Here is a 13,033-nt window from a genome sequence, read left to right on the forward strand (position 1 = left end):
TACTAATTGACTCTTATTTTATGATTCTTTACCGCAGCAGTTTTTATACTTTTTGCCACTTCCACAGATACAAGGATCATTTCGGCCAACTTCTATCGCATTTACTTTTGGCTTCTTCTTAGCCGGCGCGTCTCCTTCTTTTGGATGAACAGCCGCCTGACCTTGCGCTACTTCTTGACGCTCAAGGTTGTTGTTAATTTCTGCTTTCATGATATACTTCGTCACTTCTTCTTCAATGGTTGCAATCATATTTTCAAACATCGCAAAACCTTCCATTTGGTATTCGCGAAGAGGATCTGTTTGGCCGTACGCACGAAGGTGGATACCTTGGCGAAGCTGATCCATCGTATCGATATGATCCATCCATTTAGAATCAACTGCTCTAAGAACAACTACTTTTTCGAATTCACGCATTTGTTCTTCAGGGAGCTGCTCTTCTTTTTCATTATAACGAGCTTTTGCATGATCTACCAGCAGTTCTACCATTTCTTCAGGCTCTTTACGGCGAAGATCTTCTTCTGTGACTTCGCCTTCTTCAAGAACATTAGCATTTACGTAATCAATAATCGCTTGTAAATTCCATTCTTCTTCTAATTCTTCACGCGGTGTATTTACCTCAACCACACGCTGTAGCGTTGATTCAATCATACGTTCTACAATCGCACGTAAGTTGTCTGAATCAAGCACTTCAAAGCGCTGTTTGTAAATAACTTCACGCTGCTGACGAAGAACATCATCATATTGAAGCAATTGTTTACGCGCATCAAAGTTATTACCTTCAACGCGTTTTTGAGCGGATTCAACAGCTCTTGTTACAATTTTACTTTGAATTGGCTGTGAATCATCCATACCAAGACGATCCATCATCGCCATCATATTATCAGAACCAAATCGGCGCATTAATTCATCTTCCATGGATAGATAGAATTGAGACACCCCTGGGTCCCCTTGACGTCCAGCACGTCCGCGGAGCTGATTATCAATACGGCGTGATTCATGACGCTCTGTACCAATTACAGCAAGACCTCCAGCTTCAACGACACCTTCACCTAGTTTAATATCCGTACCACGACCGGCCATATTCGTTGCGATTGTTACCGCACCTTTGTGACCCGCATTCTCGATAATATCCGCTTCACGCTCATGCTGTTTTGCATTTAAAACGTGATGGCGAATGCCTTTTTTCTTTAATAATGCTGATAAAACTTCAGATGTTTCAATCGCAACTGTACCAACAAGAACAGGCTGTCCTTTTGCGTGGCGCTCGGCAATATCTTCCACTACCGCATTAAACTTGCCTTCCATTGACTTGTAAATTAAATCCGCTTTATCATCACGTGAAATTGGCTTGTTTGTCGGAATAACGACAACGTGCATGTTGTAGATATTACGGAATTCTTCTTCTTCCGTTTTAGCTGTACCCGTCATACCTGATAATTTTTCATACATACGGAAGTAGTTTTGGAATGTAATTGTAGCTAACGTCATGCTTTCATTTTGAATCTCAACGTTCTCTTTAGCTTCGATAGCTTGATGCAAGCCGTCACTAAAACGTCTTCCTTTCATCAAACGACCAGTAAATTGGTCAACGATTACGACTTGATCTTCATCAATTACATAATCCACATCGTTTTGCATCGTTACATGTGCTTTAAGCGCTTGGTTGATGTGATGGTTTAGCGCTACGTGTGAAATATCAAATAAGTTTTCAATGCCAAATGCGCGCTCGGCTTTTGACATACCTTCTTCGGTTAGCTGAACGCTTTTTGTTTTGATATCAAAAGTAAAATCGGTTTCTTTATCAAGCGTGCGAACGAATGCATTAGCTTGAATATAAAGCGCAGTCGATTTCTGTGCGCTGCCGGATATAATAAGCGGCGTACGTGCTTCATCAATTAAGATAGAGTCAACTTCATCGATTACAGCAAAATGAAGCGGACGTTGAACCATTTGTTCTTTATAAAGCACCATGTTATCACGTAAATAGTCAAATCCTAGTTCATTATTTGTACTATACGTAATATCCGCTGCATATGCTTCTTGTTTTTCTTCACGCGTTAAATGGTTTAAGTTTAACCCTACTTTCAAGCCTAGGAATTCATATAAACGACCCATTTCACTAGCATCACGGCTCGCTAAGTATTCATTGACTGTTACTACATGTACACCTTTGCCTGTAATGGCGTTTAAGTATACAGGCATAGTAGCTGTCAACGTTTTACCTTCACCCGTTTTCATTTCCGAGATATTCCCTTCATGCAGAGAAATACCCCCCATTAGCTGAACTTTGTACGGATACATGCCTAACACACGTTTCGCTGCTTCACGTACAACCGCAAAAGCTTCATCTAATAGGTTATCGAGCGATTCACCATTTTGGTAGCGTTGTTGAAATTCAGCTGTTTTTTCACGAAGCTGATCGTCCGTTAAAGACGCTATTTCAGGACCTAACGCATCAATTTGGTCCGCCATTTTTTCTAAACGGCCGATTTGGCGCTGATTGCCGTCAAACACTTTTTTAAATAATCCAAGCATATTAAAACGCTCCTCTATTTATAATCAGTACATTTTATACTATTTTCATTCATATCTGTATCTTTCATTATAAAACATTCTGAGTAAAATTGTAACATTGCAGCTAAACAAGTAGCAACTTGTACCCTTTTTCGTCTGTCTCTTTACTAGTACTACTCTATTAAGGAGTTATTTTCTATTGTGATTTTCCCTGCCTCACTCTTACAATAAAAAAGGGGAATGTAGAATGAACGTTCAAACGATTACGAAAGAACAAGCTTGGGAAGTCCGACATATCGTCATGTGGCCTCATAAAGATTTCAGTTATGTTCAGCTGAAAGAGGATCCATCAGGCATGCACTATGGACTGTTTGCAGAAGGAGAGTTAAAATCAGTTGTTTCCTTATTTATAACAGGTGATGAAGCTCAATTCCGGAAATTTGCTACGCTCAAAGAAGAACAAGGAAAAGGGTACGGCAGTCATTTGCTAAAAGAAGTTTTGTTCAAACTCAAGAATCTTGGGATACGAAGGGTCTGGTGTAACGCACGAGAAAATAAAGTATCTTTTTATCAGGCATTCAAAATGAAAGAAACCACGCGTGTATTCACCAAATCTTCTACACGCTATGTAGTTATGGAACTATTTTTTTAAACAGCTAAAAAAGCAGCGTGCGGAAGCACGCTGCTTTTATTTTACTGCTCTTATTTAAGAAAGACTGTAACCTTTAGTTTGGTTCAATCAATCCATATCGGCCATCTTTTCTTCGGTACACAACGTTTGTAATGTTTGTCTCAGCATTTGTAAATACAAAGAAACTATGTCCTAACATATTCATTTGTAAAATAGCCTCTTCGCTATCCATTGGTTTTAAATTAAATCGTTTTGTACGAACTAGCTCTAATTCATCCTCTTCAGTTGCAACAGCTACGTTCGCTTCACTTTCTAATGCTGCAAATAGATACTTCTCAGCACCTTTTTCACGCATTTTTCGATTCACTTTTGTTTTATGTTTACGAATTTGACGCTCTAATTTATCTAGGACAAGATCGACAGCTGCGTATAAATCACTGTGGGTCTCTTCAGCTCTCAATACGAGATCATTCATTGGGATTGTGACTTCTATTTTTTGATCGTTATTGTAGACTTTTAAGTTTACATTTACGTCAGCAGTTGGTGTCTCGTCGAAATAACGCTCTAACTTACCAAGCTTTTTCTCTACGTATTCCCTAATTGCTGGAGTCACCTCAATGTTTTCACCGCGAATGTTATACATCATGTTCGAACTCCTCCTTTAATCCATTGCTATACCTCTACAATTCTACAATACCCGACACAATCCCTTCCTAAACTATTAAAATTTTTAGAAAATTTAGTGAAAATTTTTGGAACCTGAGAAAAGTTTATGAAAAAACCAAAAAAATAGACCTTCTTCATAAGAAGAAGGGTTGTATTTTTTACGCAAAATTAATTTTTTTTATCGTAAAACATCCCATCAAACGATTTCATTTCGTAAGGGTTTACATAGCTGTTATTATGCTTTTTTTTCACTTTTAGCAAACGGAGATCTTCCATGATTCGATGCCGGATGAAGATCAGATTTTGATCAATCGTCTTATTCATTTCGACAATTTTCTTACCCATCCATTCATGATCTCTACTTTTTGGCGGCAGCTTCTCCATGAGGTCACGTCTTTTTAATAGAAGATACTCTAATTTCTGAATGTCCTCTTCTCGATTTTTGTCAGAAAATATTTGAGTAAGTCGGTAAATCTCGTCAGTTATTCGATACAGTTCGTTTATCATATTTATGCTTGGCCGCCGCTTCCATGGACTTGCTGGCGGTGAAGCTGCACAACTTGCTTCCACGTATCGCGGAACTCTGTTACATATTGTTCGGCTTCATCCAAGCTCTCTATGTCATTTTTTGTGTTCGCTTCAATTAAACACTGGTTGATATAGTCATACATAGTCATCATAGACTTAGCAACTTGCACGTTTGTATCAAGGGTAATCATTAATTCTTGAATAATATTTTGTGCTTTTAACAAATTCGTATTTTTTAGCTCAATATTTTTTTCCTGTATGCCTGTTCGTGCAAGTTTGATAAATTTCAAACACCCGTTATACAGCATAAGCGTTAACTCTCCTGGAGAGGCAGTCTGAACAGCTCCCTGCTGATACGCTTGATATGGATTATTTGCTGCCATAAACGTTCACTCCTTCTTAACTAAAATATTGCGATAACTGCGCGCTTTGAGCATTTGCATTTTGAATGGCTTTCTCCATTGCTGTAAACTGACGATAATACCGGTCCTCTACTTGTGTGAGCCTGCTTTCAAAACTAGTAATTTGGCTGTTTACGCTTTTTAAATTCCGCCCAAGCAAAAATTGTTCACTTGTCCATGTTGAACGGCCAGCGCGCTGCTCAACTTTGGATACGGTTTGAGTAATCGTATCTCGTAAACGTCGTACAATCCCTTTTTCACTTGTTGTACTTCCACTTTTCATAAATAAATCCATAACAGACTGCGGGTCTTTTTCAATTGCTTCTTTTAATTTAGTCCCGTCACCTTCAATCACTAGCTTGCCTCGATCACTATAGTTTGCGCTAGTTGAAATACCGATGTCCGTTAGCTGTGAAAATGCTCCGCTCACTCCTGATACAGAGGCATACCAGTTAGAACGCATTTGATTCAGCCCGCTTGATAAAATTGTGTCTCCTTTTAACAAACCGCTTTTTGCTTTATCATCCCACTGCTCAGCTTGTTTGTCCGTTAGCTTTTCTCTTTCTTGATCCGTCAAAGGCTGATAGTTTCGGTCTCTTTCTTCGGTAATCTTTCCATTAATTTTCTCAATCAGCTCATTATATTTAGTCACAAAATCTTTGATTGTATCAAATACTTTTTGCGTATCATTGCTTACGTTAACGCGCACATCTCCTGTGAAATTATTTTGAAGGGTATAGGTAACGCCTCCCGTTGTAAATGTATTAGACTTACGAGTTGTTTCTAGACCGTTTAGCGTAAATTTTGCGTCTGTTCCGCCGGTTTCTTTTTGAGTATTTAATTTTAAGAAATTGGTTAAAAACTCTCCTGAGAACACCATTTTTTGACCGCCTGCACTACCGGTTTTTGACAAATCTCCTGTGTCTTTGCGAGTAAAGACAACTTTATCTGTTCCTTCATCGTAAAAGGCTGAAATACCTACTTTTGAATTACTAAGTTGGGTCAAAACAGTATTTAATGACGCTGAACCATCAAATTCAAATGACATACTGCCGTCTTCGTTATCTCCTGTTGCTTTTCCATTGCTGTCATACGTTGTAATAGAAAACTGGAGGACATTTTGCTTATACGTAAATCCTTGAACAGTACTACCGTTTGCTAACGTGGAACCGAATGTCATTTCGCCCGTATTCATATTAACGAATACATCATTCTCTCCTATTAAAGTAGGATCACCTGTAGTTTTTATATTAAATTCTTGAGAAGATTCTCCATTTTTCACTTGAATAGAGGAAGGCAGGCTTCCCTCAAAAATGGCTCCTTTGGATAACTTGGCAGTCTTTGTATCAGCACTTATTGTAATGTCAGGTTGCTTGACCTCTTTTCCACTCCACGCACTGCCAAGCAAGGTTTTTTGTTCCCATAAACTTTTAGTAGGGTCAATAGTGCCTTCTGAAATTTTCCCACTACTGATATTTTGCGCAGCAGTCGCCATTGTCACGTTTGAAAGGGTATAAGACGCATTTCCTGCTGAGGAAGTAGCTGCTGCTTTTACTTTTGTTTCATCTGCTGAAGATACCGTTTTGGACGAATAAGAAGACTGCAAGGTCATATTAAAAGCAAGATTATTAAAGTCTGATAACAGCAAATTCATAGAGCGATAATCGTCGCGCTGCCACTCTAACGTTTGCTTTTGTTTTTTCATCTTATCAATAGGCATTCGTTCAGCCTTCATTAAATCACTGACGATTTGATCAATATCCATCCCACTTGCTAATCCACTTACTCTTACCACTTACCATCACCACCGTTTTTTTATTCATCTATCCATCAACTGCTAGCCATAAAATATAAGTATATTTTTTCGAATCTCCCTATTCGTTCATAGGTTCACCACTTCTCTATTTTGTATCGGTAAAACGAACATTTTTTTCATAGGTCAAAGGGTGCAAGATAGAAAAAGCTCACTTATTTTTTTACAATAAGTGAGCTTTTTATTATTGGCCAAACAAGTTCAGTTTCTGGGATAAATTCCTTTGAATATCCTTAGGAATAAGGTATGGCGCTAGATTTATAATATCTCGTAACGAATCAATGGTTACAGAGGCAGATAAATTTATATATTCATCCGTTGTATCTGCTTGCTCAAACGAAATGGAATCTGGCAAATTATTGAGCAGAGTAATTTCATTCATTTCTTTATCGACCGTGACATCAGAAGACTCGTTAATATTTAAGCGATCCCATACAAGAGACCTCGGAATCGGCATTCTTCCTAAATGCACACTATTCACCTTCAAAACAAGCTTTCCATTCTCGGCATTTGGTGTTACATCAACTACAAACTGTGATTCCATAAAAGATACTACATGTTTATTAATATAAAATTTTATATGTTCCGGAAGCAACTCCGCTTCTGCTCCCTCAACCGTTTCATCATTTTCATAAAGGTAGCTGCGCAAATAATCGTTAACATCGCTCTCGCTCAATCGGTAGCCTAAAATAGGGGAGCCTCCGTTCAGTTCTAGCGACGTCGCACGAGCGGACTTTTCTTGTGCTAGTGAAGATAATGAAGCAGTCTGATCAAGCTTTTCAACATTTCTAACTGGACTAACGAAAAAATACAACCCAAATAAAAGGATAATAAATAGAAAAATAACAGCTATAAATTTTCTCAAACACACGCACCCTTTCAAACATTCTTCTTGGAACATAATACCGATTTATCTTTTATCATACAAGATAAATAAGATGTATGTCGAAAACTTGTATAAAATGTACGTATATACTCGACATCCCAAATGGCGAATAAGTCTATAATGAATAAAACGAGTCTTTTCCGACTTAAAATGCGTCGATTTTAGTAACTTAAAGTCGATTTTTATAGGAATTTGATAATTGGCACACTTCTTGCTTATTATAAAGGTAAGGGGAGGAATTTCTATTTATATTTTCAGAATTTACTTTATTTTCTAATAGTCTTTCGATAATTTTAAAGGAGTGAATACGATGGGAAACAAAACAGAATCACACGGAAAGTTAAAGCAACGTCACGTTTCCATGATTTCCATTGCAGGTATTATCGGGGCCGGCTTGTTTGTAGGAAGCGGATCCGTTATTAACGCAACAGGCCCAGCAGCAGTAGTTTCATATGCAGCAGCCGGACTGTTAGTCGTTCTATTAATGCGTATGCTCGGTGAAATGGCTATGGTAAATCCAGATAAAGGTTCATTCGCGACATATGCTCAGCAAGGAATTGGCCCGTGGGCAGGTTATGCTGTTGGATGGCTTTACTGGTTTTTCTGGCTAATTGTAATTGCAATCGAAGCCACTGCAGGAGGAGCAATTGTTCATGAATGGCTCCCTTCCGTACCAATTTGGCTTTTAAGCTTAATCTTAACCTTTGCATTAACCTTAACAAACTTATTCTCTGTCAAATCATTTGGAGAATTTGAATATTGGTTTGCAATGATTAAAATTGTGGCAATCGTTGCTTTTATGGGAATCGGTTTAGCTATTATTTTCGGATTAATCCCAGGTACATCTTCACCTGGTTTAGCTAATTTAACGGGGCACGGAGGCTTTATGCCAAAAGGTACGAACTCTATCTTTTTAGGAGTTATTACCGTTATTTTCTCTTATTTTGGAGCTGAAATTGCGGCTATTGCAGCTAGTGAATCAGAAAATCCAGCAAAAGCTATTACAACTGCTATTCGCAGTGTCGTATGGCGAATTTTAATTTTCTATATTGGTTCAGTTGCTATTTTAGTAACTCTTTTACCTTGGAACTCAGCTGATTTACTAAAAAGTCCGTACGTAACAATGTTAGAAATGGTCAACATTCCAGCAGCTGCACAAATTATGAATTTAGTCGTATTAGTATCCGTTTTGTCTTGCTTAAACTCTGCTTTATATACGAACTCGCGAATGATTTTATCATTAGCTCAAAAAGGACAAGCTCCTCGTGCTTTAGCAAAGGTAAGCAAATCAGGCGTGCCGGCAAGAGCCGTATGGATTAGCACAGCTGCCGCATATGTATGTGCTATCTTTAGCTTCGTTTCGCCGGATAAACTCTTTTTATTCTTAGTTAACGCATCAGGAGCCATTGCTCTTATTGTGTACTTAGCTATCGCTATTTCGCATTTACGCCTGCGTAAGAAAATGATTCAAGCCAACCAGCCAATTAAAGGAATGAAAATGTGGTTGTTCCCGTATTTAACATACGTAACAATTGCTGTTATTACCGTGATCTTCTTATCAATGGCATTTATTGATTCGATGCGCTCACAGTTTTTCTTAACTCTTGGATTAACCGCTGTTGTTCTTCTTTCATACTCATTCATCAAAAAAACAAATAACAAGCGACCTGACGATCAATTTTCCGAGTCAGAAAATATTGCAAAATAAAAAAAGCCGCATCTGCGGCTTTTTTTATTTTGTTTTTGATTATTTCTCAACCGATATGTCACGATGAAGGTTTCGAAGCGGCTGAGGAGGGCAAATACGTCGCGTTGCGTAAGAAACAATAAAAATAGTTAACAACCCGCCTACCATCGCAAATGTACGAAATGGAAACATGACCACCCCGTCTTCTATCATCGGATACGGAAGCAGCGCTTTTAAATGAAGCAGCGGTTCCCCTCCACCGATTCGAAGAACAAGAGACACAATGAATCCAGCCAAAGATCCGTACCAGTTTGCTCCTTTAAAGAACAAAGCGCAAACCAATTGTGGAAAAAGAATACAATACACTAGGTCCCCTGATAAATACCATAAGGAGTAGACACTCTCAGAGTTTAAAGCAATTAAAGTTGCTCCAGTTCCAATGATAATGATAGAACGTTTAATAACTTTATCTAACTGCGCCTGTGTCGCATTTGGTTTTACAATCGGACGATACACGTTCCAAGCTGCCATTCCCGAAGCTGAAAGTAACGAAGCCGCTACTGCAGCCATGACGGCAGCAGCTAGTCCTCCAAGCGCAATCGCTCCTACTAAATCAGGCGTTAGGTATTTAAATACGTATGTTAAAATCATAGACGCGCTCTCAGGGCTTGACGCTCCAAATGAAGACCAGTCCGCACTGTAACCAATCATTCCTATTAAAGTTGGAGGCAAGGCCGCTAGAGCGCAAAAAATGCCGGCTGTAATAGATAGCCACATTGCTGCTTTTTCATTTTTAGCAGATAACACGCGCTGAAAATAAATCTGCCATGGAATACCACCAAAAATAAGTAAAAATGTGCTATCCCACCATTGCCAATATGTATTTCCCCATTTTGGATCTTCCCAGCCTTTTAATGGAGGAAATAAATGAAGAGAACCAGTCATACCTTCTGAATAAGTAGAAAAAACGGCTCCCACCCCTCCCGTATTCGAAAATGCAAAAGGAAGCACCAGAAATAATCCTAAAAACATAATAGAAAGCTGTAAGATATCGGTATGTGCTACTGCCCACAAGCCGCCAATCACGGTGTATGCAATGGCAATAAGTGCGGAAAGAATGATGGAAATTGAAAAACTGAGGCCTAAAATCACACCGAATGTTGTTCCTAAAGCAGTTAAGATAGCTGCGCTCCAAAACAGCTCTCCTAATATAGCTGGAAAATAAAGAACCGTAGCCATTTTCTTACCGAAACGAGATTCTAGAGGATCGAGCATTGTCATAAACTCAAACCTTCTCATCTTTCTAGCAAAAAAGATACCGCCTAAAATTAAGCTGATTGAATAACACCATGGCGCTTGCGTCCAAGTCAGTCCTGAGGAATAAACAGTTTCGGCCGTTCCAGCAATATACCCTCCACCTACCCAAGTAGCGGTCATTGTGAACATTGAAATCCATAGCGGCATAGATCTTCCCGCAACAAGCATATCATCTGATTTTCCTTTTTTACTTGCAGCAGCTCGAGCACCAATAAAGTAAATAACACCATACATAATGAACATTAAAATGAGGCCTGGCCAATAGAGATCTGGATTATAGAGAGAATAGATAAATGCGACAACCATAAAGATGAAAAATCCTATAATAGTTGTCCATAAGGGGGTTAGTAGACGGTTGTTTCTGTTTGATTTCCCTGAAAAGTCAGAAGTCTCATTCGACTTTTCAGGCCTGGCTTGTTGTGTGTCTGAACGAAATGGCTTTTTAGCATTTTGCATCGTCTCACATCCTTTAAATTGATAAAGAAATCTAAAGACATAACTGTCCTCTATTCCTTTTTCCTACCAGCATACAATTAAACCTAAAAATAGATTTTTTTAGAATAAACTATAAATAGTTGGATTATAAATACCAATACGAAGGGGAGAAATTACGTTTATATAATTATATTAAAATAATTTAAATTGACTTATTTTATTATTCAGCTAAAAATTCATAATTATTTTCATCTTCTCTCTAAACTCCTTTCTTAATTTCCACATTCAAAATCCTTTGTTTCTCAAGGTTTGTATGCAAGCAGATATCGTACTATGGTTAATATATCTGAATGTTTAGGATATTGTCAAAAAAGTTTAAGGGTTTTCATATAAAAAAAGAATAATATTCTCATAGCTCATACATAAAAAAACCTTTTGTATCAAGGGACATAGCAATCAGTATTTTTTAATTACTTTTTGTTAAATTTTTTCTTAATATCCGAATAATCAGCTCTTAATAGAGAAGAAAATCAATTTAAATTCAGAACATTTAAAGTTTTTGGATTTGACTAAATTAAATGGCCGATGCTATAATTCAAATTGTTAAGAACGTTAAATATAAATTTAACAAATTCTATTATTTGGAGGTCGATGCTATTGGAACAAACACTTATGCTTGAGAAAATGCACATAAACGGCCAATGGGTTGAAGCACGCGGCGGCGAGAAAAGAGAAATTGTAAACCCCTTTAATCAAGAGGTTATCGCTGTCGTTACAGAAGGAAATCGTGCTGATGCCATAGAAGCCATTGAATCAGCTAGAAAAGCTTTTGATGCAGGTGAATGGTCTAAATTTACAGCGGCCGAAAGAGGTTCTTTGTTATTTAAAGTAGCGGAAGAAATTCGCAATGATCGCGAGGAACTAGCAAAGCTTGAAACCTTAAATACCGGAAAAACCCTCGTTGAAAGCCTAGCAGACATGGATGGAATTGCTGATGTCTTTCAATACTATGCTGGATTAGCAGATAAAGATGGCGGACAGATGATTGAGTCACCTAATCCCGATTCTGTTAGCCGCGTTGTCCGTGAGCCTGTAGGCGTGTGCAGCCAAATTACTCCTTGGAATTACCCGTTATTGCAAGCCTCTTGGAAATTGGCTCCCGCACTTGCTGCTGGGAACACAATTGTTATTAAACCAAGCGAAATCACCCCTTTAACAACTATTCATATGATGAAAATTTTTGAAAGAGTTGGCTTTCCAGCAGGCGTCATTAACATTGTGCTCGGTCCAGGTGCGACCGTTGGACAAGAAATGGCAGAGAGTCACTTAGTAGATTTAGTTTCCTTTACAGGTGGCGGAGTATCTGGACGTAAAGTCATGCAGGCTGCCGCAGGCAACTTTAAAAAAATTGCTCTTGAACTCGGAGGGAAAAATCCGAATATCGTCTTTGCTGACGCTGACTTTGACACTGCGGTTGACTATGCATTAAATGCGGTCTTCTTTCATGCTGGTCAAGTTTGTTCAGCTGGTGCGAGATTACTCGTTCAAGATGATATTCACGATAAATTTGTTTCAGCAGTTATTGAACAAGCCAAAAAAATTAAGCTAGGGGACGGCATGGACGAAGCCACTCAAATGGGACCCGTTATCTCAAAAGAACATCTAGCTAAAGTGGAACATTATATTGAGCTAGGGAAACAAGAAGGTGCTTCTCTTGTTTTAGGAGGCAAGCGTCCAACTCAGGATTCTTTACAAAAAGGATTATTTATCGAACCAACTATTTTTACAAACTGTCATGGAGACATGAAAGTTGTCCAAGAAGAGTCATTTGGTCCGATTATGACAATTGAGCGCTTCAGTACTGAAGAAGAAGCAGTCGCACTTGCTAATGATACGATCTATGGATTAGCTGGAGCTGTTTGGACAAGTGATATGAACCGAGCTGAACGTGTAGTGAAAGCACTCCGTATGGGAACAACTTGGATTAACGATTATCATCCCTACTTCCCGCAGGCTCCTTGGGGAGGTTATAAGCAATCTGGGATTGGAAGAGAGCTTAGCCATATCGGTCTAGAAGAGTATACGGAAATTAAACATATTTATACCAATACAAATCCACAGCCAATGCGCTGGTTTCAATAAAAATTAAGGGGGA

At 38.5% G+C, this 13,033-nt stretch carries 10 protein-coding genes; 3 read left to right on the forward strand and 7 right to left on the reverse strand.

The genetic code is table 11. From position 1 onward, the window contains the following. Window positions 1-18: 18 nt before the first annotated feature. Window positions 19-2,535: a preprotein translocase subunit SecA gene (secA, locus tag AC1VNJ_RS19345; protein ID WP_013059748.1), complete on the reverse strand. Its 2,517-nt coding sequence runs from the start codon at window positions 2,533-2,535 to the stop codon at window positions 19-21. A gap of 226 nt (window positions 2,536-2,761) precedes the next feature. Between secA and AC1VNJ_RS19350 the strand changes: the two genes are divergently transcribed. Then, on the forward strand, window positions 2,762-3,166 hold the full coding sequence (locus tag AC1VNJ_RS19350) for a GNAT family N-acetyltransferase (RefSeq protein ID WP_034264301.1): 405 nt from the start codon (window positions 2,762-2,764) through the stop codon (window positions 3,164-3,166). A gap of 73 nt (window positions 3,167-3,239) precedes the next feature. Here AC1VNJ_RS19350 and hpf read toward each other — a convergent pair whose 3' ends face one another. The 5 genes from hpf to AC1VNJ_RS19375 form a co-directional block, all read right to left on the reverse strand. Next, window positions 3,240-3,791: a ribosome hibernation-promoting factor, HPF/YfiA family gene (gene hpf, locus AC1VNJ_RS19355; protein WP_013059750.1), complete on the reverse strand. Its 552-nt coding sequence runs from the start codon at window positions 3,789-3,791 to the stop codon at window positions 3,240-3,242. A 188-nt stretch (window positions 3,792-3,979) separates the two neighbouring features. Beyond that, window positions 3,980-4,318 (reverse strand): flagellar protein FliT, encoded by a 339-nt coding sequence (gene fliT, locus AC1VNJ_RS19360; protein WP_482641191.1) that lies wholly within the window; start codon window positions 4,316-4,318, stop codon window positions 3,980-3,982. Window positions 4,319-4,320: 2 nt separating this feature from the next. Next, the gene (gene fliS / locus AC1VNJ_RS19365) at window positions 4,321-4,722 is read right to left on the reverse strand and encodes a flagellar export chaperone FliS (RefSeq protein ID WP_028412023.1); all 402 of its coding nucleotides are present in this window, start codon (window positions 4,720-4,722) and stop codon (window positions 4,321-4,323) included. 16 nt (window positions 4,723-4,738) lie between these two features. Further along, window positions 4,739-6,535, reverse strand: coding sequence for a flagellar filament capping protein FliD (gene fliD / locus AC1VNJ_RS19370; protein ID WP_033580411.1), 1,797 nt, complete (start codon window positions 6,533-6,535; stop codon window positions 4,739-4,741). A 202-nt stretch (window positions 6,536-6,737) separates the two neighbouring features. After that, the gene (locus AC1VNJ_RS19375; protein ID WP_028412021.1) at window positions 6,738-7,418 is read right to left on the reverse strand and encodes a hypothetical protein; all 681 of its coding nucleotides are present in this window, start codon (window positions 7,416-7,418) and stop codon (window positions 6,738-6,740) included. A 331-nt stretch (window positions 7,419-7,749) separates the two neighbouring features. Here AC1VNJ_RS19375 and AC1VNJ_RS19380 point away from each other — a divergent pair, with 331 nt between their 5' ends. Next, window positions 7,750-9,147, forward strand: a complete 1,398-nt coding sequence (locus tag AC1VNJ_RS19380) for an amino acid permease (RefSeq protein WP_028412020.1) — start codon at window positions 7,750-7,752, stop codon at window positions 9,145-9,147. A 39-nt stretch (window positions 9,148-9,186) separates the two neighbouring features. On the opposite strand, the gene AC1VNJ_RS19385 is transcribed toward AC1VNJ_RS19380, so the two are convergent. Continuing rightward, entirely contained in the window at window positions 9,187-10,899 is a 1,713-nt protein-coding gene (locus tag AC1VNJ_RS19385) for a high affinity choline transporter 1 (RefSeq protein ID WP_028412019.1), read from the reverse strand. A 630-nt stretch (window positions 10,900-11,529) separates the two neighbouring features. Here AC1VNJ_RS19385 and betB point away from each other — a divergent pair. Next, window positions 11,530-13,020, forward strand: a complete 1,491-nt coding sequence (gene betB, locus AC1VNJ_RS19390) for a betaine-aldehyde dehydrogenase (RefSeq protein WP_189643484.1) — start codon at window positions 11,530-11,532, stop codon at window positions 13,018-13,020. Window positions 13,021-13,033: the final 13 nt, after the last annotated feature.

The sequence above is a fragment of the Priestia sp. 3CA3 genome (genome assembly GCF_056836725.1).

Excerpts from the sequence above, each read along its gene's own strand:
- secA (WP_013059748.1), bottom strand. The coding sequence starts at position 2,535 with ATGCTTGGATTATTTAAAAAAGTGTTTGACGGCAATCAGCGCCAAATC.
- betB (WP_189643484.1), top strand. The coding sequence starts at position 11,530 with ATGCTATTGGAACAAACACTTATGCTTGAGAAAATGCACATAAACGGC.
- AC1VNJ_RS19380 (WP_028412020.1), top strand. The coding sequence starts at position 7,750 with ATGGGAAACAAAACAGAATCACACGGAAAGTTAAAGCAACGTCACGTT.
- fliS (WP_028412023.1), bottom strand. The coding sequence starts at position 4,722 with ATGGCAGCAAATAATCCATATCAAGCGTATCAGCAGGGAGCTGTTCAG.
- AC1VNJ_RS19350 (WP_034264301.1), top strand. The coding sequence starts at position 2,762 with ATGAACGTTCAAACGATTACGAAAGAACAAGCTTGGGAAGTCCGACAT.
- fliT (WP_482641191.1), bottom strand. The coding sequence starts at position 4,318 with ATGATAAACGAACTGTATCGAATAACTGACGAGATTTACCGACTTACT.
- hpf (WP_013059750.1), bottom strand. The coding sequence starts at position 3,791 with ATGATGTATAACATTCGCGGTGAAAACATTGAGGTGACTCCAGCAATT.
- AC1VNJ_RS19385 (WP_028412019.1), bottom strand. The coding sequence starts at position 10,899 with ATGCAAAATGCTAAAAAGCCATTTCGTTCAGACACACAACAAGCCAGG.